Raw genomic sequence first — 20,515 nt, 5'->3', positions numbered from 1 at the left:
TTTGAGCCAACATTCTCATGAAACTACTGCTCGATCGAACCCTCGATCGATTTATGAATGATTTGCGATCGCTATATGTGGAAGCAGCAGAGGCAGCTTACCTGAGTACCGATTTTGAGGAAATGGAACGCTTAACGGAGATAGTCCTGAAACAAGCCAAGACGCTGCTAGACAAAGTGAAAGTCTACGAAGTTTGCATCCAAGCATATTGGGCAGAGAACAAACACTTGGAAGCTGTCAAAACTGCGCTCAGAGTGCTGAACTTGTTAGGCGTGGTCTTTCCAGCACAGCCAAGTCTGGCGGACATAATGCTTACTCTGGAGGAGACACAGTTAGTTTTAACAGGAAAAGCGCCCTCGGACTTAATTGACCTGCCAACCATGACCGATCCGATCGCACTGGCTGCTATGCAGATTATGACCATTGTATGGAGTCCTGCCTACATAACAGTTAATGAACTGATTCCGCTGATTGCGTGCAAACAAGTCAATCTTTCGGTTACGCAAGGCAATGCGCCCGAGTCAGCTTTTGCATATGCGAACTATGGATTGATTATCTGTGGCAGGGGACAAATTGATACCGCATATCAACTAGGTCAGTTAGCTTTGCATCTTTTAGAACGGTTCAATGCCAAAAAACTTAAAGCCAAAATCTACGTTTTCTGTAACTTCGTAAAACATTTGAAGGAGCATCTCAGGAAAGTGTTGCTATACAAGTTAGAAGCTTATCAAAGTGGACTGGAAACCGGAGATTTTGAATTTGCTGCCGGTGGTGCAATGGGTTACTGCATGATGTCATATTTGAGTGGCAGGGAATTAGTAGAACTTGAACGAGAACAGGAAACCTACAATCAAGCTATTGCTCAACTCAAGCAAGAAGCATTCCTTCATTGGCATCAAATATTTTGGCAGGTAGTCCTAAACTTGATAGGGCGGTCTGAAGAACCGTCTTGTTTAAGTGGTGAAGTATACGATGAGAGGAAAATGGTGCCGCTTCATCTTAAGGTCACAGATAGAACCGCAATGCTTCACTTGTATACTAACAAACTTACCCTGTGTTAGCACTTCTATGAGTTTGAGCAAGCCGTTGAAAATGCAGTTCAGTTAGAAGAATATATAGTTAATGCGTCAACAACTTGCTTTGCTCCCCCAGCCTATTTTTATGATTCACTAGCTCTGCTAGCAATTTTTCTTAATGCCTCAGAGACGGAACAAAATCGCATTCTTGAAAAAGTCACTGCCAATCAAGAAAAAATGGAAACATGGGCGAAGCACGCTCCCATGAATTACCTTCACAAATTCTATCTAGTCGAAGCGGAACGCGATCGCGTATTAGGCAACGATAAAGATGCCAGAGAATATTACGACAAAGCCATCACCCTAGCCCAGGAAAACGAATATCTCAACGAAGAAGCCCTCGCTTACGAACTAGCAGGAAGATTCTATCTCGCCAGAAACCAAAATCATGCTGCTCGTCACTACTTGCAAGATGCCCACTATGCTTATCAGCGCTGGGGGGCTGTGGCTAAGGTAAAAGATTTGGAAGCGCGATACCCGCAGTTTTTAGCCCTTCAGTCGCTTGGTTCAACTCAAAATACCAAAAATTCAATTACCACAACCTCTGGAAGATCGGGCGAAACATTAGATTTTGCCGCGGTAATGAAAGCATCCCAAGCTATTTCCGGTGAAATCGTTCTCGAACAATTGTTAAACCAGGTGATGAAAACTGTGATTGAAAACGCAGGCGCCCAAAAAGGTTTTCTCATTCTGGATAAAGGCGGGAATTGGGCGATTGAAGCGGAAGCAGCAGTAGAATGCGATCGCATTACCATTATGCAATCCATTCCCGTAGATTCTGTAGATCCTGCAACTGGAATTCCCCTGCTGTCAACCGCCATAGTTAACTACGTCGCTCGCAGCCACGAAAATGTAGTATTAAATAACGCCACCAATGAAGGACAATTTACTCACGATTCTTACATTACCGCTACTGGGCCCAAATCTATTCTCTGCACTCCCCTACTCAATCAAGGCAAACTAGGGGGAATTCTCTACTTAGAAAATAATTTGGCGATCGGCGCTTTTACCTCGGAAAGAGTGGAAACTTTAAAAATCATTGCCGTTCAAGCCGCTATCTCTATTGAAAATGCAAATCTATACGAAAAATTAGAAGATTACAACCAAACTTTAGAGCAAAAAGTAGAAGATCGCACTGCACAATTAGCCCGAGCTAATGCAGAAATATTGGGTTTGAACGAACGGCTAAAAGTAGAAAACCTTCGCATGAGTGCCGAACTAGACGTAACCCGCCGCCTGCAACAAATGATTTTGCCTCAACAGCAGGAATTAGAGTCAATTGAAGGGCTAGAAATTGCTGCATTCATGGAACCGGCTGATGAAGTTGGCGGCGACTACTACGACGTACTAAATCACGACGGTAAAGCCACAATTGGCATCGGCGACGTGACAGGACACGGTTTAGAAAGCGGCGTATTAATGATTATGGCGCAAACAGCAATTCGCACTTTGTTTACCCACAATGAAACCGACCCAGTTAAATTATTGCAGACAGTCAACCAAACGCTTTTTGACAACGTAGATCGCATGAATTCCGGTAAAAATATGAGCCTTTCTTTGCTGGAATATCGGGACAACACCCTGCTTTTGAGCGGACAGCACGAAGAGGTGATTGTCGTGCGTTCCAGCGGCGAAGTAGAACACATTGATACGATGGACTTAGGCTTCCCGATCGCCTTAGAAGAAGATATTTCCGATTTCATTGCTACTACTGAAATACAGTTAAATTCGGGGGATATTGTCGTACTCTACACCGATGGAATTACGGAAGCTTTTAATATGAATAAAGATCAATACGGTATCGAGCCAGTGATTGAAGTTGTTGCCCTTAACAGGGAACAGTCAGCAGCCGAAATCAAGCAAGCTGTTATTGACGACGTGCGGCGATACATCGGGGAGCAAAAAGTATTTGATGACATTACTTTGGTAGTAATCAAACAGAAGTAAGTAGGGGAGAATTTAGTTGAGGAATGATACCGAGGACACGCCACTGCCTTTCGTCGTGTCAACTTAAGCTTTTAGTTTATCAGTCCTCCCGCCTACCCGGCAGTCCTTAGCGGGGTTAAAACCTCTTTCTAATAGCTAAAGTCCTCGCTAGGAGGACTAATGAGTTTAAAAATTTTTCTTCTGGGCCCTATGCAAAAGGACTTTAGCTTTGAGGCAGGGAATTCATTCCCGCTAAGGACTGTCGGACTACCTGTTTAACGTTAAGTTGACACGACGAAAGCCACTCGCGGTGTCCCTACGGCTAAATAATCAAGAACACTTAATGAGAGATGTAATTCTCACCCGATTAATTGTAGGGAAACGGCACTGCCGTGTCCTGATTGTGCGTAATATGAATTCCGATGCAAGCGGATTTGATATAACTACTCATCTTGTAAGCATTTCTGCTTGATAAGCTATAGAACTTATTACTGAATATTATCACCTATATTTCGCGATCGCAAATAGTTTACAAACCGGATATCGGCACAAAATCGTAACCGTAACTGGTGCGATTTCCGGGTTGAACAGTTACTAATTGAACTGCTCGATTGCGATCGCCCGAAGGTAAAAACCGAATCGGGCCGGATGCTCCTTTTGCCGAAAAATCTGACGCCGATAAAGCTTGTTGAATGCCTGTACGAGTCGGATTGCGCCCTAAACCGGCAATTAAGGCCAGGGCTGCGTCGTAGGCTAAAGCTGTGCGCCAACTTACTTCACCTTTCCAAAGTTGTTTGGATGTTTGGGGAAAGTTTGACTGCGGATCTGCGAGAATGTGCCAAGGAACAGCTAGCACCATATCTGTTGCTCCTGCGCCACCGATTTGCAGTGTTTTAGCAGTATAAGCACCGTCTCCTGCTAGTAATGGCAGCCGTTTGGCGTTTACTTGCACTACTTGCAAAGCTTGGTCGATCGTGGCTGAATTGGATGCTAACATAATCACTTCTGCTCCTTGGGCGATCGCACTTTTAACGCTCTCGGCAGCATTAAAATTGCCATTAGCAAAGTCAAATTCGCCTACTATTTGTCCTCCATCTCCGTAAAGAGCGGTAGTGAATTCATCTTTTAAAGATTTGCTGTAACTGCTGGCAGAATTGAAAAATACAGCAGCTTTTTGCTTTTGCAATTTTCCCAGCATATAGCGGGAAATAGCATTAGCCGCAAACCGATCGCTCGGCACTGTCCTAAATATATTGCTGCCAACTCCTGAAAGCTGCACCGACGTACTTGTGGGAGAAATTGCTACTAATTGTTTCTCCTGGTAAATCTTGCTGGCTGCTAGCGTTGTATCTGAACCAAAATGCCCGATTACTCCTAAAATTTCCGAGTTATTTGCTAAAGCACTGGCAATTTGTGCGGCAATTTCTGGGTTGTTGTCATCGTTAGCAATTACCACTTTTAATGGAGTACCGCTAATGCCGCCGCTTTGGTTGATTTCATTTTGAGCTTGAGCTACGCCCCGCATAATTTCTAGAGCAGCATTGATATCGCTGCCAATGGGAACCGCGGCGGCAATTGTGTAGGATTTTCGCTCGCCGATGCGGGCGTTGTTGAGGTAAATTAGTGCTTCTGGATCGTTGCGGTTGGTGTTCAGCGAAGCTTGTAAGTCGGAAATAGCTGCGTTATAGTTGCCAGAGGCGATCGCCTGTACTGCTGCTTGTTTGGTTGTTGTTGCTTGCTCTGGAATTAACAGTTTTTGTCCGGCACTCAGACGCTGCCCAATTGCCTGCTCTGACTGCGGGGAATTTCCCGTCGGAGACTTGGAAAATGTCTGATTTTGGGGTGATGAACTTCCGAGATTGATGCTGCCTCGGCTTGTCAGCCACCAAATACCTGCACCGGCTAGCCCGATCGTAATTAGGAGCGATAATACCAGAACAGCGGTTTCGTTTTTTTGGGACATGGCGGCAGAATTTTAGATTTTAGGTTTTAGATTCCAAGAAGGAAGGAAGTTCGGCAACGAGCAATGTATGGAATGTAGCGGATTTAATAACAAGTTGTCCTTCATTTAATAATTTATGTAACCATTATTCTAATTGTTCTACTGAAGATAGATGATTTTTGGCTGGGATATACATATATAACCTTTCTCAGTAACATGAGGTACTATCTGGCATAGGGCATAGGGCATAGGGCATAGGGCATAGGGCATATCTCACCACGCGATCGAACCGCTATATTTTAGCGATTGGTAATTTATTTTATCAAAAAATTGGGTTGAAAACCCCGCCCTTTTAAGAGGGCTTTGTGTTAGAATGCCGCTCCCGTCGGGATAGGGAACTGCCACGACTCGCTTATAGACAAGTCGAAAACGTAAGACTATTTCGGTAGCGGATTTCGATGAAGTGTCAAGCATCACCGCAGGTTCGATCGGGCGGCGAGTGTTTCAACTTAATATTATACAATCTAGCTGCGTAGCAGCTTATATCATGTCCGATCGATCGCGCATCATACATAGTCGGGGCGGGTTTTTGAGATTGTCGGTTTTTGGCGACTATTGCTGGTGAACCCGCCCCTACAGGAATCATGGTAATCGACCGAATATGATATTAGATGCCAGTGACGTTGACTGTGATGCCTGCGGATTGTGCCGTCTCTGAGGGTTTGCCTGCTTGGCGGTTTTTGGCGCTGCTGGGGGTGGGAGCCATTTGTGGTGTGAGTTGTGCTGTTTCTGGCACCGCGTCTCCTGAGTTTGCAATCGGTCCGGCTGCTATCGGGCTGCCTTGCGGCATTTTGTGACCTGCGTAGTCAGTTGTGAATGTCAGCCGTCACCCGTACCCGGATCGAAACCTCCCATTTCTCTAAAAACTTCGACGCTGTAGATGCTGACGCCGATGACGAGAATCGCGGGGATTGGTCGAAAAGATTTCTCAGCCCTAGTTGTCGCTGATGGGTACGCTGTCGGTTTGGTCTCCGGGGCGGTAGGGAAATTTGAGCGCAAAATAAACATCGCGCCCTAAACCAGGATAAATAGGGCTGTGGCGAGCACGATCGTCCGTCACGTTAAAAAATCGTCTACCATCGGTGCTTGTTCTGAGGCTTAATCTGGGATCAGGTGGTTGTTTTGCCCGTAAGCTGTTGCGGCATTTAAATTGTATGTCAAAAAAAATCAAAGTCTTGTGGGGTGTCCCGCCCGCCCTGAATATACAATTTAAATGCGCGACAGCTTACTACAAGCTGATTGCTGCGATCGCTATGCCGCCAACTATGGCCAACAGCGAACCCGGTATTTTTCCTGTTTCTTTTTCCCTCCTTAAACTGCTTGCTCGGGGCTACGAAGCCTCGACTAAAGAGTCGCTGGCTTATAGCTTGCTTAACTTGTTGACTGCGGTTTTATTTGCCGTCATACTTCCTACTAGGGTAGAACAATCAGCTAAATATAGTTTGTTGCGAATGATATTTTAGAGGTTTTTTTATACTGTTTAGTTGTTTATAAACACTTTAGCTCTGCTAGTATCACAATTATTTATTAAATTCTTTTTCTTAATCATATCTTTATTATTCCGCCAAATCTAGACAGTGGGGGAGTTCTGAATTATCCAGGGGCGGGGAAAGATTAAAGTTTTTTTAAGTTTGACAAAATAAAGGAAATGTTTTGTAATATAAAGAAGAAAGTTGAAAATTTTCTCAAGACAAACTAATTGCATAAAAGTGTCGCTAAGGTAGTAAAAATGACGGTTTGTCAGAGGAAAAGAGTGTTAAGCTCGGCTAAGCTCAGCCCAAGCAAAACCTCAATATTTAATTAAGTTCGATCGATAACAAAGGCTAAGGTAAATTTCATGGCAAACTCAGTTTTAAATCAGCCAAACGCAGCAGCAGGAGTGCAGTGGCAGCCACAAGATATTATCCGCGGCCTAGTGTGGAAAATTGCGATCGCAACCTGGCTGTTAATGGCTGTAGGCAGCGCCACGCGGGTGATGAATGCGGGGCTCGCTTGCCCCGACTGGCCGCTGTGCTACGGTCAATTAATACCCGCGGCGCAAATGAATTTGCAGGTATTTCTGGAGTGGTTTCACCGGTTAGACGCTGCGGCAATTGGCTTGAGCGCGATCGCACTTTTAGGACTATCTTTGTTTTACCGCAGCCGCCTGCCAAAATGGCTGCCTTGGGCGATCGCTGGGGCAGTATTTTTAATCGTTTTTCAAGGTGTATTGGGCGGCTTGACAGTAACACAACTGCTCAGATTTGACATCGTTACCGCTCACTTGGGAACAGCTTTACTGTTTTTTGGTGCCCTGCTAGTCATCGGTTTCATGCTGACTCCCTACGAAGCTACAGGAAATGTCGGCAAATTGGCTTGGGTAAGTTCGATCGCAGTATTGTTAGTTTACCTGCAAAGTTTGCTAGGAGCATTAGTAGGCTCGAGATGGGCACTGCACCAATGTTTGGACTCCTCAGAATTGTGCTCGGTAATGAACAGCCACATCGCGGGTATCGTACCAGCTACAGCAGCGACTTTAGCCGTAGCAGTCATGGCTTGGCGGCAGCCTGCACTGAGTCCCAATTTGCGAAAACTGGCTAACTGGGCTAGTGTTTGCCTCATTGCTCAATTAGTTCTGGGATTAGCAACTTTCCGGCTGCACCTTCAGGTAGAACCGCTGACTGTCGCCCACCAAGCAGTCGGTGCTGCTTTGCTGGGAACCCTGATAGCTTTTAGTGTTTTAGCTTGGCGCGATCGAGTTTTATCAGCTTGAGAGTAATATCATTTCCGGTAGCATCGTTATTATAGTCCAATGTCTTGTAGGGGCGGGTTCACCATTATTCTCGATAAAAGCCAACAGTTTCATAAACCCGCCCCGCCCATACAAGCACGAATCAACCGGACAGGATATAAAACGCAGATTTATCTATTCCTTGAGTAAGAGAGGGCTGATTTATCACTCGTCGGTGGGGGCGGGTTTATTAATCCTTTTAGTTACGGCAGATATCTCTCGTAAAACCCGCCCCTACGAACCAATGACAACTAACTGACAACTAACAACTAACAACTCATAACCGATGCAAGAAGTTCTTAGAAACAATAGCCCTCGCCTCCACGAAAACTTTTCGCAAGTCGTGAAAAGTTACTATCAACTAACAAAACCTAGAATTATTTTACTGCTGCTAATCACTACCTCAGCAGGAATGTGGATGGCGGCAAAAGGAGAAGTAGACCCGCTATTGCTGGTATCAACTATTACTGGAGGTGCTTTAGCTTCGGCGTCGGCGAATACGATTAATTGTGTCTACGACAGTGACATCGATTATATTATGGAGCGCACCCGGTGGCGGCCGATTCCTTCGGGGCGTGTCAAGAAGCGGGATGCTTTGATATTTGCGATCGCCCTAGCTACAATATCCTTTACATTGCTGACAGTTGTTGCCAACTTATTAGCCGCATTGCTAGCAATGTCAGGCATCGTTTTCTATGTCCTAATTTACACCCACTGGCTGAAGCGTCACAGCGTGCAAAACATCGTCATCGGCGGTGCAGCAGGGGCGATTCCCCCGCTAGTTGGGTGGGCTGCGGTTACGGGAGATTTGAGTTGGGGTGCGTGGCTGCTGTTTGGGATTATATTCCTGTGGACACCGCCGCATTTTTGGGCATTAGCAATGATGATTCGCGATGAATACAAGGAAGTAGGCGTCCCGATGTTACCTGTAATTGAGGGCGACGAAGCGACAGCCCGCCAAATTTGGATTTACACGCTATTGATGATTCCTGCAACTTTGCTGCTAGTTTATCCCCTGCATTTAGCGGGCGCGGTGTATGCGGGAACAGCTATTTTCCTGGGTGCTATTTTTGCCCAAAAAGCTTGGTTGCTGTTGCAGACTCCTGAGGATAAGATTGTTGCGCGATCGCTCTTCAAATACTCTATTCTGTACCTGATGCTATTGTGCGCCGGAATAGTGGTTGACAGTTTGCCTGTGACTCATAATTTGACTACTGCTGTTGTACAAAATGTGCAAACTTTGATTAGTGCAGTTGTGATGTAGTCTGCTTTTAGAGCCCCGGCTTCTTGAAGAAGTCGGGGCTCTCGGTATTTAGCTATTTTTCAAGTATTTACCCAAAAACTCTAACTGGTTCACCATTTCCTCTGCAGTCTTATTACCAGTTAGTTCCATAATGACTCTAACTTGCTCGCCCACGGAATAGTCTTGTGAGATCAGCGCAATGCCAGCATGAGATTCCTCTCTGCCAAGGAACTCAGTATGTAACTGACAGAAATCTCCAATATTGTGACTGTACAAAACTCTGTTTTGACTGGCAGCTAGCCGAAGTTGTTCTTCGTCGATTAATCCTTCTGTTTGAGTTTCGTTGACGGTGGTTACATCGACTTGACGTGCCCGTAATGCCCGTAGTAGGGACTGATCCTGGGAGTCTTCATCTAGGTAAAGCCTAATCTCACTCATGCTTCTTTACCAAAGTTGCTGTGCAAAGCTTCAAGACGCTTGGCTTCTGCTGCTTGATTAATCAAATCAGTTTCAATTTCTGCGGTGTTGGCATGATAGTAAGTTAATGCAGCGTAGACTTCGGCGAGGGTGAGATGTCCGATGCGATCGCAAATCTCTTCAGCATTCAATCCTCGCTTGTACCAGGTTACGATGCGGCGAACGGTAACGCCTTTACCGAGGATGTGGGGACATCCGCCATGCAGTCCGGGAGTGCGTGTAATGAGCGTACCAATGTCAATAGATACTGCTGCGTTCATAAACTATGGAAGTTGGAATGGACTGATCTCTATTACAGCATAGCGATCGCAGAATTATATCGCGGTGTGAGTGTGGGGCGATAAATGAAGTAAGCTAGAGACAAAGATTTTAAACAATTTTAACCCATGCCAGCATCTGTTGCTGATCTGTTTGAGAGAATCACAGTGAACCCAAGACAATGTGGCGGTCGTCCCTGCATCCGGGGAATGCGGATTCGAGTCATCGATATCCTAGAGTTGCTAGCTGCTGGTTTGAGTTTTGAGCAAATTCTCGAAGAATTGCCAGACTTGGAAGTTGAAGATATCAAAGCTGCGCTTCTGTATGCAGTCCGCAAACTCGACCATCCCGTTTTAGCCGCATGACAATTTGGTTGAATGCTCATCTATCACCAGCCATTGCTGTGTGGATTACTGATACTTTTGGTGAAATACATCAGCGATCGAGCGATCGGCGGTATTTTTCTATTATATTGGGTATTGTAGCGCAACTGCGATACAATTATAAGATTTATCGGCAGCACGGTAAACAATCTGCAAAAGCTCAAGGTTTCTTGTATGGGGTGCTTCGATAAATCTAGTCGTTGCAACTGACGCGAATTTAAGATTGTTAGCTTCGTTGAGAGGCGAGCGCGCGGTTGAACTAAATCGTTATGCCGCCTAAGTTCTGGGTTGAGGCAGTAGTTTGAAGTTTATTTGTTAAATGACAAGGTTAAGTTCTTAAGAAAAAGTTGACAGACCTTAACGAATCTTTTGCTTCTCGAATAATTTCCTTCGCATTCATTGCCAAAAGTTGACCGTTTCGCTTTAGAATCCTTCCATCTACGATCGCGGTATCAACATTTGAGGGTTGAGCAGCTTCAACTAATAAATGTGCTGGATCTGTAAATACTCCTAAATTCAGGTTCTCGGTAGATACCATAATCAGATCGGCACGCTTACCAGGTTTAAGAGAGCCAACTTGATGATCGATTCCCAACGCTTGCGCTCCGTTAATAGTTGCAAATTCTAAGATTCGTCGTGGAGAGAAAGCAAACTCACTCTTGGCTTGAGCGTTACCAACATTTAGAATTGCTTTCATGATTGCAAACATATCTGCATTTCCTGACAAGGCTGTTGTATCGACTCCAAGGCTGATTAACACACCGGCTGAAAGCAGTTCTTGAATCGGAGAAAAGCCAAAACCAGTTCGCATTTCTGTGAAAGGGGTCAGGCTAACAGCTGCGCTACTTTCTGCTAAGTGCCGCATTTCAATTAGCGTTGCCGCAGTCGCATGGACAATGAGTACATCTTTTTCAAGTAAGCCGTCTTTGTAGAGTCGATCGATCTCTCCAGCTTCATCCAGCGAGGAACTTGCATGAACCGTAATTGGAAGCCCTATTTTTCGGGCTATCTCCCAATCCCGGTGATAGTTTTTGTAGGCAGAAACCTCTCGCGGCGCAAATCCTAAAGATATCAAACCATACTGGGAATTTTTCATCTCACGATGCAGCCTCATGATGCTGTCAAAGTCAGTGGCTTCTTCTGACGCTTGATCTTTGTAGTACCCGTAAGAAAAACGAGCACGAATACCTGCATTGGCGATGGCGCGGACGGATGCCCTAGCGTAATCAATCGTGCGGGCGTTGTGGTTAAAGTCGTGTATCGTTGTGATTCCTGAATAGAGTGCCTCAGCCGTTGCCAATTGCGCTGCGCGATACATATCTTCTGGTGTGTATCGCTTGCCCAAACGCTCGGTCATGGAAAAATACCCCTGTTCTCTGGTATCACCGGACATACTTCGCAGCAAGGCAGTCCACAGATGCCAGTGTGTATCAATAAGACCTGGCAAGACGATCATATTTTGTCCATCAATCGTTTCGGCTGTTGGAGCATCTAACTGAGTTCCGATCGCAACGATTTCACCATTCCGCAAATGGATATCCCCGGTCAGATCTCCAAGTGCTGAGTCCATTGTCATGATGTAAGCATTTCGGATGATTATCTCTTTGCGATCAGGCAATCTCACTGCCGATTGTGCCGCCATGACTGGGGATGTCCAAGTCTGGGTTAAGCTAACTGTTCCTAAAACTGCTACTCCAGCTAAAAAACTGCGTCTGTTTAATCTGCCTTGTTCTTTCATCTGCGATCGCTTCCTAATAATTCGTAGCACAACCTTCTCGAGGAAGTGAGCAAGACTATGGTTTGAGAGTGATGACTCAATCAACATTTTAACAATACTTCGGACAGTGTGTGATTGCCAACCGTAAAATAAGGGTTTCAGGGCGATTGCGCAATCTAGTTCCTAACGGAAAATCAATGGTTTCAGACTAGGATCTAAAAATAGTCCGGACTATTGTTTTAACTATTTGCTTAATTAATCACCTCTCTTATTAGTCAAGGCAATTACGGCGGCATAACAACGCAGTGGAGCGGACATGATAAAAGCTTTGCGCTTCGTTTGGATGATGCTTGCTGCCGCTCACTTTAGCCGTTAGACCGCTAAATCTGAGTTCGGTAGTGGCTTGAATGTATTTATCAAATTCCAACCCAAAGGTGAATGCCATGCAAGCTAAACTTCAAGAACAACTTTCTCCTGCTGATGCCGAAGTTATTTTGGGACGTTTGCCAGAACGAATTAAAGCGGCTCTAATTGCGCGTGCTGCGGAAATTGAATATCCGATCGCAGCGACGATCGCCATTTCGATCGCCAATTTTCTCGACACAGAAGCATTAGGTTTCGTAGATTGCAAACCAGGACGCCGGCAGTAAAATCGAGAAGTCCCAGGCGATGAAGTTCCAGATAAGGTGAAAGCCCGATCGCTAAAATGATGAATAGATTTTGCTGCCAAGATAACCAGGACCACCATCACCCTCAACCTCTCTCCCGAACTCGAACACCAGATCCGCACTGAAGCATCTCGACAGGGCGTTGAACCCGATCGCTACATCCTCAACGCCCTGCAAGAACGCCTCCAGCCTAGACTTCCAACCACCCAACCTACTGAAGCCGACTTGCTGCAACAAATTAACATCGGCTTTAGTGCACAAACCTGGGAAGAATACCATGCCCTCATCGCCAAGCGTCATGCCGAAACCCTGACTCCCGAAGAACACAAGCAACTGATCCAAATGAGCGATCGCCTTGAACAACTCAATGTTGCCCGCATTCAAGCCTTAATTCAACTCGCAACCTTCCGCAACCAACCTCTGACGGAGCTCATGCAAACCCTCGGCTGCCTGCGGGTTCTTCCGTCTATGATAACAAGTAGTTAGAATCAAAAAAATGTATGCCAGTTGTAGCAGTTAAAACTTATATAGAGTATCGGAATGATGCCTATTGGGTTGAAGGAACTCGGATTTCTCTTGACTCGATCGCCTATGCTTTCCAACAAGGATTATCGCCCGAAACTATTGTTCAGTCTTTCCCACTACTGACACTGGAACAGGTTTATGGCGCGATCGCCTTTTATCTAGGCAACCGCGCTGAAATCGACGCTTACCTAGCCGCCGAAGAAGCCGCATTTGATGCCATGCCTCAACCTCTACAAACCAGCGATCCAGCTTTGTACAACAAGCTGATGGCAGCTAAGGCAGCAAGACAGCAGGTGCGATCGTGAATATTCGCTACCAAGCTGATTCGCCAGGGAATTCTAAACACGCTTTGCATCAGATATTTTTAAGTTATCCTGAGAGCGATCGCCCTCCTATCTTTATCGACTAAGCCATTTTTATGTTGAATGTGACATTAGACGAAATTCAGCGCCATCCTTCAAAGTATCTGCGCCGAGTAGAAGCGGGTGAAACTTTTATCATCCTACAAGCAGATAAGCCGACAGCAGGCGTTAGCGCTGGCGACGGACTTGGGCATTCCGTTAGCCACAGAGTGTGAGGCATTACAATTAAAAATTGAAAATGAACAATGCAAAATGGAAACAGAGGGGAGTGGTAAGTAGGGGATGCCCAGAAAAATCAGGGATTTGAAAAGCCTATTATTGAAAGCAGGATTTGCTTGTGAGGCTGCTAAAGGTAGCCACACCAAATGGTCACATCCTCTGCTGTCAGGAAAGCTGACCCTCTCAGGAAAAGACAGCGGTGATGCCAAGCCCTACCAGGAAAAAGATGTTGACAACGCTCTCAAGCAACTGGCCCAAATTGAGGAGGAAGACAGATGAACAGTCATTACACCATTATTATTCAATGGTCAGATGAGGATCGGTGCTATGTCGTTAGCTTTCCCGAATGGGGAGACTATTGCCATACCCACGGCGATACTTACGAAGAGGCATTACACAATGCCCGCGAGGTTTTGGAACTTCTAACTGAATCGACGCTAGATCAGGGTAAAACCTTGCCAAAGCCACAATTATTTGGTCAATCTCTACAACAGGTATAAGCGTCTCTAACCAGAAAGATCTGAATTTTAACTCTGTACTGGACAAATCAAGTCAAGCGATATTGGCAGGAGAATACTGATGAATGTTAAATACGATGCAGAAGCAGACATTCTGATTTTTATCTTCCGCGATGCGTTTCCAGCCAATGCTATTTCTGAACCGGCAGGTGCGATGGTCAGTTATGACGAAACTAACGAACCGATTAGAATCGAATTTCTCAATGCCTCTAAACGTCAACTGTTTAATCCTCAAGAGCTCATGCTAACGATCGCAACGTAGTTGGTGCGCTCGATCGAGGTGGCGTGGCAGTATGCGGTTCAAAAGTTATTGTTTCCGAAGAAGCTATGCGATCGCATATCCAGTATGCTGTCGGACTTCCGGTGGATGGAAAGCAAGAACAATGTGGTCTTTGGGTACGCCAGAGGCGACGAGTTCATCAGTGATGCCGTCTTCAATGCCATCATAATGAATCCAGATTTTGTCATTGCGGATTTCGGCATGAACCACATAACCATGAACTCGCAGATGATTTTCCCAACCTTCATGTATCAGCATAAAATGGTTGCGATCGCGGCTGACCACCACATAGGTAATCACATCCCCATAAGTATAAGGAAGATCCGCATAGTATTGGAGAATTTTCTCCAACGTCTCACGCCATTCGTCTACGGGTTGATTTGCGGTTGCCATTGGATAATCTCCTCCGTGTTTGGGTCAAAAACTATCAGGCGAAAACCTGGTTTCTTTACTTAATTATTTTAAGTTGACTGAGATTCTAAGAAACCGGGTTTTTGACCAAATCTGCGGGCGGCAACGAAATATCTTCCTCAAAAACCCGGTTTCTAAACCCCCAAATTAATTCGACTGAATTTGCGAATTCAAAACCTTAGAAATTCGATCGCGCGTTTCCTCCAAATGAGCCCGCGTATAAGCATCAGCCTTCCGATCCAAATTCCGAATACTCTTGCTCAAACCCTCCCGCAACTGCCGCAACTCGTACCAAGCCAAACTCCGCGCATCCTCAGGAACATTACTTTTTCGCAGCACCATTCCGATCAAAATCGCCAAATGTTCCCGCTGCAAAGAACGCCGAAAAGTCGAAATCCCCATCTTTTTATTTGTCGGCTGCAAAACCTCTTGCCAGATATCCTTTTGCACAGTATCCAACACTTCCGGCAACCTCAAAGCAGTTTCCGGCGCCGATTTTAACTCCGCATCCCGCAGCCTCGCCAAGCGCGTCGGAGATAGCAAAACCCGCAACACAAACCGCTGCAAAAAAGTAATTCGATCGCCGATCGGGTAATCTAGAGGAAACACCAAAGCCGGACTTCCCCAGTGTTCCCAGCGCGAAGGCGCCAATTTGTTGAGCAATTCCGGCGCAAAACTAAACGCATCCGGGGCAAAAACGTACTTCTCTAATGTTGCTAAAGCTTCTCGCTGCTGAGAAAGTTCGATCGGCACAAACGGCAACTTCGCATTAGTATCTCCAGGGCGAATCCGATTAAACGACTGTCCCCCGACGTACAAAGTAGCATTCATCACCTGCTGAACATAATACCCGAACACCGAATCAAACATCACCCGCAGTTCGTTATAACCCTCTTCCCCAACCGGAATTCGCTTTTCCAAACGCTTCCACATCGCCCTAGCATTATCCAATTGCCATTGCGAATACCTCAGCATATTAGCGCTGAGGTCGAAGGTATTCGCAGCGGGATCGAGAATATCAACAGAATCCTCATCCGGCGCGTAAGCTAATTGCGCTTGGGCCGCGCGGCTGGCAATTTGTTGCAGCGCTGGTAAGTCGCTGTTCGGGTTTACGCCGCCAATCACCTTGTAACCGTACTCGATCGCCCAATCGTCATAAGGCCCTACAATCCTTGGATAATAGTCGCCCTGCACAGTTCCCGGAGGTGCCAAATTAATCGGCACATAATCCATCACCGACGCAATCATACCTTGCGTGCGAGTTACCTGAGTATTGTTCAAATCCTCCGGTTGCAGCATCGTACTACCGTGAAAATTGTGCCTCAAACCGAGAGTATGGCCGACTTCGTGGGCAGTCAAAAATCGGATATATTCATTAACATAATTGTCAATCGCCCCACTGCTAGGCGCTGCATTTTCCAACAGATCCATCGACATTGCCCCGATCGCAAACTGTCGGCTCGATTCCAACCCAAAACACATATCCGAACTCGACATCAACCGCGATAAAGGATCTCGCTTTTGCTCTTGGTATCTTTCTACCAAAGTCGGCAAATCATCAGCAATTCCACCTCGAGCATTTTCCCCGCTGCTTTTTCCTAAATCCCCATTTTCTAGCACATTCAAATAGCGAGAATACATCCCGAACTGACAGGGATTAGTATTAGAACCGTTTCCCCCTTGAAAGCTCTTAGATACCGAGCGATTTTGTTCCACCAAAGACCGATAGCCCTGTTTGATTTTCCGGACAATATTAGCATCCAAAAGAATGTCAGCATCCAAAATTTCCCCCGTCAGCGGGTTAGTGCGAGACGGCCCGATGCCGGCAAACTCAGGCTCAAAAGAACTCGACCAGCGAATAGTATTGTAGCGAACGTCAGCCGGGTCCCATTTAGCATTGTCCGGCATTTGTTTGACCTGAATGGCCTCGGTAAAACCTGCCTTTTCAAAAGCTTTGTTCCACTCCAAAACGCCCTCGCGAATTGCGTTTCGGTATTCCACAGGCACATTATTTTCAATCCAAAAGACGATCGGCTGCACCGGAGGCGACATCGGCGCCGTCGGGATTTGCTTTTGCAAATGCCAGCGATTGATATAGCGCACAAAAGGCTCCCGGCTGCTCTTGTCAGAAAAGTCCTTATATGCTGTAAGAAAATAGCCCACTCGCTCGTCCGCAAGTCTGGGGCGGTAGCCGTTATTTAGCGGCACTTCCGAGAAACTGTAGTGAATGCGGAGGTTAAAAGCCCGACTGTCAGGAATCGAAGGTAAATAGTTAACCGCACTGTCATCATCGCTAGAAAAACCGTAAATAGAAGCAATTTCCACATTTAGCGGAAACGCTTTAACATCTTTAAAATAAGACTTGTCTTCATCGATCGAGTAAGAAGCGCCCAAAATCATCGGCAAAATCGCCTTTACCCCTGGTAAATCGCGCTTTTCGCTCATCAGCAAATCGCCTAAATCGATCAGCAGAGTTTGTCTTTGCGGATGAATGCTTTTGAGCGGCAAAGAATAGAGAATCGACTCGCTAAATGCCCTTTCCACCGAACCAGCTTGCGGGTCGCCCGGACTGGTGCGAAAATTGATATTTGGTATCACAAACTGCACGTTATTTTGGGTGCGGCGCAGTTGAAACAAGAAATCGCCGATCGGCAATCCGCTCAAAATCCCCACTTCCCCCAAACCCGAAGCCAATGTCACGAAACACAGGAACTTTTTGTCTAGTTGTTGCGGTGTAATTTCCAGATAAACTTTATTAGTTGCTTGATTGCGGTAAAGGGTAAATAATCCCTCTAACTTTTGTGCGTCTTGGACAACTTGTTCAAAGGGGGCCAGAGTTTGCTGTTCGCTACTTTGTTCGTTGGTGGGCGGCCCAGATGATAAAGCTAAAGGTAAAAAGAAACCTTTATACAGACTGAAACAGAAAAATGCTAAAGATAATATAAAAAATATCAAAGGCAGATTTTTTCTGGCACTTTTTTTCTGTGTATTTTTACTTGTTTCAGGAAATATCAATCTTTTCATAAAAACCTCGCGGTAGCTTGGAAACGAGCGTGGCCTTAGCCCTGGGAGGAAAAGGGACACGGGATACTAAAGTATCTCGTCAACAGTCTTAAAATCCATAATTGTACCCATCCTTTTGATGAATAGAAAAACAATATTTGTGACTGATTCCTTGAATTAAGCCCTGGGCTGCTGACACATTAAAACGACCAGATGAGCGGACAGCCACTCTGCCCGTATAAGTACCAATCTTTTTGCCCGAAGTAACAACGGCTTTTACCATATCGCCTGTCTGGAAACCCTTGACAAACTTAAATTTAGGAACGTACCTAGAAGGAAATCCAAACTTATCGGTGCGACATATCTGTCTTGAACCATGCCCCGTTGCTTTGATATTTAAAGGCTGATTTGCTGACACAGAAATCTCAGGTGTATTACCTACGCAAGCAGCATCAAAGAAGTGGGTTTTTGGTAATTCCAGCCGTAGGCGGTTGAATTTGGTCAACCCGCCAGAACCCGTAATAATCTCTTTACCTGTCTCTTTTAAGCGATTAAACAAAGCCCATCGAGTCGAGTTAACAGCAGTGGCATCCTTCAACGGACGCTTAGCTTGTGCCACGATTTTTTTCAAAATATCGGTTTTTTTCGCCAAGAATATCTTGATGTCTTTAGTCCCTTTTTTTGTGTTGCAAGATTCGCAAGCTAAGCACAGATTAGATATTCTATTGGTTCCACCCGACGCTCTAGGATGAATGTGCTCAACTTGTAGCGGTACATTTTCCGCGCCACAGTAAGCGCACCGCCTATCCCATTTTGCAAGAAGATACTCGCGGACTTCGTAGCCTTGCAGCTCCCCTTGTTGATACTCAATCCCTGAAATCTCCGGGTTTTCCATTTTTTGTAAATCAAACCTAACCAATTCCTGAAAGATTGTCTTAACTGGTGCAAGCTTTGATAACTTGTTGACCCAAGTTAAAGTCGTCTCTACTCGGTGTTGGAGGCTGGGAGCTAACCAGCCTTTGGATCTAGTCCGGTTCAAAAATCTCGCTTGGCGATACCTTGTATGCCGACTTCTGCGGTTGCGCCGTAGAGAACGACGCGACTCTAGCGATGCCTTAATTGCTTGAGAGCGATGGGTTAGTTCGGCTACCCAGATCAGATTGGAATTCAGAAGTAGAGCAAACCCGCTGGAGTCGAACGAGAAGTCGCCTCCCCGAACTCTCCTACAAAACCGTGCTTGAGACTTTCGCCTCACACGGCTCCTCAAAGATTTGGCACTTGTCAGGTGTACCTCAATTCCCTTTGTTAGGGTTAGGGGGCTAGAAGGGATGGTCATCAATCCAATCCTCTATAGCGCTTAGTTCCCGTTTGGCGTGGATTGTGTCGTGGCAGTGTCCATGTACCAAAGCTAGATTACCTCGCTTGTTGTTTGAGTGATTTTCATCCTTATGATGTATTTCTGCGAGGCTATTAGAGCTAAAGTAATGTCCGCAGTGATAGCATTTCCCGTTTTGTTCTTTGATGAGTTGTGCTACATGTTTTTTGATTCCGGGGAATTCTCCCTTTCGTGCGCTCCAATATACCCAGTCTCCGTCGTAAGGACTCTTAACGCCTTCTACTTTTGTATGGCGGACAACCTGCGTGTCTGCGTGATTAATCAAAGAGAACTTTTTGTCGTTGGTGGAAAACACCCAGTTACTAGTCCCGATGTGCTTCCATTCTTTTCTAACTCTAGTTCCTCTCTGTTTACCTGAATGACGGCTAACTGCCCATCCTCTGAGTTGCTGGTAAGTGATGTAGTCGCAGTATTGAAACGTTTTTTTGCTGCATTGTCCTCTTTGGTAGTTGCTCCATCCCCTAATAACTGGGTTGAGTCTTGCTATTAGCGCCTGCTTTGGTGCTGTTTTATGCTGTTGAATGATGGAGCCTACTTTTTTGAGGTGCGACTTTACCGCTTCCCTGGATGGGGTGATGATGGTCTTAAACCCTTGTTTGGACGCATACTTTCCTACTTGATGCTGCCTAATGGTGAAGCCCAGGAAATTGAACCCCACATTACCTTCTTCGGTTGTGTTCAGCGTATGAGAGAGTCTGGTCTTTTCAGGTTTAAGCTCCAAACCCATGTCTTTTAACCATTCTGCTGTTATCTGCTGACATCTTTGAACAACGGTTTTATCCGGGTGAAGGATGACAAAATCATCAGCGTATCTAATGACTGACAATTGCTTCATTAAGTCGCGTTTGCCAAAACCATTCCTTCCCGGTAGAGTCCCCGCAAATTGCTTCAGTCGGTTCTCCAGACCGTGGAGGGCGATGTTTGCCAACAAGGGAGATATAACTCCACCTTGCGGCGTACCCTCTGATGTCGAACTGGAGTTTTTTTGCCTGTTGGCATAGGCGCTCCAGTCCACCACTCCCGCTTTTAACCAAGACTTTATTAGTCGTCTCATGGTGGGGAATGTATTCAGTTTATTGAGCAGTGCCTTGTGGTTGATTCTGTCGAAGCATTTAGCAATATCGGCGTCCAGAACATATTTGGATTTCTGGTTAATTGCTTTGAATATTGCCTCAATAGCATCATGACATGAACGTCCCGGTCGGTTAACCTAAGCCGGAGAGTCGCCTCCCCGGCTCGGCTCCAAAACCGTGCGTAAGAGTTTCCCCTTACACGGCTCCT

At 45.8% G+C, this 20,515-nt stretch carries 24 protein-coding genes and 2 pseudogenes; 14 read left to right on the top strand and 12 right to left on the bottom strand.

The window, feature by feature from the left end:
- The first annotated feature begins 17 nt into the window (after positions 1–17).
- Positions 18–1,061, top strand: a complete 1,044-nt coding sequence (locus tag QUB61_RS31185) for a hypothetical protein (RefSeq protein ID WP_333134085.1) — start codon at positions 18–20, stop codon at positions 1,059–1,061.
- A 192-nt stretch (positions 1,062–1,253) separates the two neighbouring features.
- Complete coding sequence (locus QUB61_RS31180) at positions 1,254–3,023, top strand: GAF domain-containing SpoIIE family protein phosphatase (protein ID WP_333134087.1); 1,770 nt, start codon at positions 1,254–1,256, stop codon at positions 3,021–3,023.
- 508 nt (positions 3,024–3,531) lie between these two features.
- Here QUB61_RS31180 and QUB61_RS31175 read toward each other — a convergent pair.
- Positions 3,532–4,965, bottom strand: a complete 1,434-nt coding sequence (locus QUB61_RS31175) for an ABC transporter substrate-binding protein (protein ID WP_333134089.1) — start codon at positions 4,963–4,965, stop codon at positions 3,532–3,534.
- 442 nt (positions 4,966–5,407) lie between these two features.
- Here QUB61_RS31175 and QUB61_RS31170 point away from each other — a divergent pair, with 442 nt between their 5' ends.
- Positions 5,408–5,569, top strand: a complete 162-nt coding sequence (locus QUB61_RS31170) for a hypothetical protein (protein WP_333134091.1) — start codon at positions 5,408–5,410, stop codon at positions 5,567–5,569.
- A 42-nt stretch (positions 5,570–5,611) separates the two neighbouring features.
- On the opposite strand, the gene QUB61_RS31165 is transcribed toward QUB61_RS31170, so the two are convergent.
- The gene (locus QUB61_RS31165) at positions 5,612–5,794 is read right to left on the bottom strand and encodes a hypothetical protein (protein ID WP_333134093.1); all 183 of its coding nucleotides are present in this window, start codon (positions 5,792–5,794) and stop codon (positions 5,612–5,614) included.
- A 29-nt stretch (positions 5,795–5,823) separates the two neighbouring features.
- Complete coding sequence (locus QUB61_RS31160; RefSeq protein WP_333134096.1) at positions 5,824–6,012, bottom strand: hypothetical protein; 189 nt, start codon at positions 6,010–6,012, stop codon at positions 5,824–5,826.
- 146 nt (positions 6,013–6,158) lie between these two features.
- On the opposite strand from QUB61_RS31160, the gene QUB61_RS31155 reads away from it, so the two are divergent.
- The 3 genes from QUB61_RS31155 (at position 6,159) to QUB61_RS31145 (ending at position 9,038) form a co-directional block, all read left to right on the top strand.
- Positions 6,159–6,467, top strand: coding sequence for a hypothetical protein (locus tag QUB61_RS31155; protein WP_333134098.1), 309 nt, complete (start codon positions 6,159–6,161; stop codon positions 6,465–6,467).
- A 374-nt stretch (positions 6,468–6,841) separates the two neighbouring features.
- Positions 6,842–7,756: a heme A synthase gene (locus tag QUB61_RS31150; protein ID WP_333134100.1), complete on the top strand. Its 915-nt coding sequence runs from the start codon at positions 6,842–6,844 to the stop codon at positions 7,754–7,756.
- Positions 7,757–8,060: 304 nt separating this feature from the next.
- Positions 8,061–9,038, top strand: a complete 978-nt coding sequence (locus tag QUB61_RS31145) for a heme o synthase (RefSeq protein WP_333134102.1) — start codon at positions 8,061–8,063, stop codon at positions 9,036–9,038.
- Positions 9,039–9,086: 48 nt separating this feature from the next.
- Here QUB61_RS31145 and QUB61_RS31140 read toward each other — a convergent pair whose 3' ends face one another.
- Positions 9,087–9,455, bottom strand: coding sequence for a DUF5615 family PIN-like protein (locus QUB61_RS31140; RefSeq protein ID WP_333134104.1), 369 nt, complete (start codon positions 9,453–9,455; stop codon positions 9,087–9,089).
- A complete protein-coding gene (locus tag QUB61_RS31135) occupies positions 9,452–9,754 on the bottom strand; it encodes a DUF433 domain-containing protein (protein WP_333134106.1) in 303 nt (100 codons plus the stop codon). The genes QUB61_RS31140 and QUB61_RS31135 overlap by 4 nt, the downstream gene beginning before the upstream one ends.
- Before the next feature lie 126 nt (positions 9,755–9,880).
- Between QUB61_RS31135 and QUB61_RS31130 the strand changes: the two genes are divergently transcribed.
- Both QUB61_RS31130 and QUB61_RS31125 read left to right on the top strand, forming a co-directional pair.
- Positions 9,881–10,117 (top strand): DUF433 domain-containing protein, encoded by a 237-nt coding sequence (locus tag QUB61_RS31130; protein ID WP_333134107.1) that lies wholly within the window; start codon positions 9,881–9,883, stop codon positions 10,115–10,117.
- The gene (locus QUB61_RS31125) at positions 10,114–10,326 is read left to right on the top strand and encodes a hypothetical protein (RefSeq protein WP_333134109.1); all 213 of its coding nucleotides are present in this window, start codon (positions 10,114–10,116) and stop codon (positions 10,324–10,326) included. The genes QUB61_RS31130 and QUB61_RS31125 overlap by 4 nt, the downstream gene beginning before the upstream one ends.
- A 137-nt stretch (positions 10,327–10,463) precedes the next feature.
- On the opposite strand, the gene QUB61_RS31120 is transcribed toward QUB61_RS31125, so the two are convergent.
- Positions 10,464–11,873 carry an amidohydrolase family protein gene (locus QUB61_RS31120; protein ID WP_333134111.1) on the bottom strand — a complete coding sequence of 470 codons (1,410 nt, stop codon included), beginning with the start codon at positions 11,871–11,873 and terminating at the stop codon, positions 10,464–10,466.
- Positions 11,874–12,259: 386 nt separating this feature from the next.
- Here QUB61_RS31120 and QUB61_RS31115 point away from each other — a divergent pair, with 386 nt between their 5' ends.
- Positions 12,260–12,502, top strand: a complete 243-nt coding sequence (locus QUB61_RS31115) for a hypothetical protein (RefSeq protein WP_333134113.1) — start codon at positions 12,260–12,262, stop codon at positions 12,500–12,502.
- Between the two features lie 51 nt (positions 12,503–12,553).
- On the opposite strand, the gene QUB61_RS31110 is transcribed toward QUB61_RS31115, so the two are convergent.
- Entirely contained in the window at positions 12,554–12,904 is a 351-nt protein-coding gene (locus QUB61_RS31110; RefSeq protein ID WP_333134115.1) for a hypothetical protein, read from the bottom strand.
- Between the two features lie 116 nt (positions 12,905–13,020).
- Between QUB61_RS31110 and QUB61_RS31105 the strand changes: the two genes are divergently transcribed.
- From QUB61_RS31105 to QUB61_RS31085, 5 genes are all read left to right on the top strand, one after another.
- Positions 13,021–13,350 (top strand): DUF433 domain-containing protein, encoded by a 330-nt coding sequence (locus QUB61_RS31105; protein ID WP_333073603.1) that lies wholly within the window; start codon positions 13,021–13,023, stop codon positions 13,348–13,350.
- Positions 13,351–13,463: 113 nt separating this feature from the next.
- A complete protein-coding gene (locus QUB61_RS31100) occupies positions 13,464–13,622 on the top strand; it encodes a hypothetical protein (protein WP_333134118.1) in 159 nt (52 codons plus the stop codon).
- A gap of 88 nt (positions 13,623–13,710) precedes the next feature.
- Complete coding sequence (locus tag QUB61_RS31095) at positions 13,711–13,905, top strand: type II toxin-antitoxin system HicA family toxin (RefSeq protein WP_445243335.1); 195 nt, start codon at positions 13,711–13,713, stop codon at positions 13,903–13,905.
- On the top strand, positions 13,902–14,126 hold the full coding sequence (locus QUB61_RS31090; RefSeq protein ID WP_333134120.1) for a type II toxin-antitoxin system HicB family antitoxin: 225 nt from the start codon (positions 13,902–13,904) through the stop codon (positions 14,124–14,126). The genes QUB61_RS31095 and QUB61_RS31090 overlap by 4 nt, the downstream gene beginning before the upstream one ends.
- A gap of 79 nt (positions 14,127–14,205) precedes the next feature.
- Positions 14,206–14,406, top strand: a complete 201-nt coding sequence (locus QUB61_RS31085) for a DUF2283 domain-containing protein (protein ID WP_333134122.1) — start codon at positions 14,206–14,208, stop codon at positions 14,404–14,406.
- 63 nt (positions 14,407–14,469) lie between these two features.
- Here the strand turns inward: QUB61_RS31085 and QUB61_RS31080 are convergent, their stop codons facing one another.
- The 5 genes and pseudogenes from QUB61_RS31080 to QUB61_RS31060 all read right to left on the bottom strand — a co-directional run.
- Positions 14,470–14,817: a XisI protein gene (locus QUB61_RS31080; protein WP_333134124.1), complete on the bottom strand. Its 348-nt coding sequence runs from the start codon at positions 14,815–14,817 to the stop codon at positions 14,470–14,472.
- A gap of 165 nt (positions 14,818–14,982) precedes the next feature.
- Positions 14,983–17,859 (bottom strand): zinc-dependent metalloprotease, encoded by a 2,877-nt coding sequence (locus QUB61_RS31075; RefSeq protein WP_333134126.1) that lies wholly within the window; start codon positions 17,857–17,859, stop codon positions 14,983–14,985.
- Between the two features lie 88 nt (positions 17,860–17,947).
- Positions 17,948–19,027: pseudogene (gene iscB / locus QUB61_RS31070) on the bottom strand (RNA-guided endonuclease IscB); the annotation flags it as partial.
- A 130-nt stretch (positions 19,028–19,157) separates the two neighbouring features.
- A complete protein-coding gene (locus tag QUB61_RS31065) occupies positions 19,158–19,892 on the bottom strand; it encodes a group II intron maturase-specific domain-containing protein (protein WP_333136907.1) in 735 nt (244 codons plus the stop codon).
- Positions 19,875–20,426, bottom strand: a pseudogene (locus QUB61_RS31060) (reverse transcriptase/maturase family protein); the annotation flags it as partial. The pseudogene QUB61_RS31060 and the gene QUB61_RS31065, both read right to left, overlap by 18 nt.
- Positions 20,427–20,515 lie beyond the last annotated feature (89 nt).

This window comes from Microcoleus sp. C2D2, assembly GCF_036702495.1.
Taxonomy (GTDB): Bacteria; Cyanobacteriota; Cyanobacteriia; order Cyanobacteriales; family Microcoleaceae; genus Microcoleus.
The sequence above is the reverse complement of the archived record's forward strand: the minus strand, read 5'-3'. Positions and strand labels throughout refer to the sequence as shown.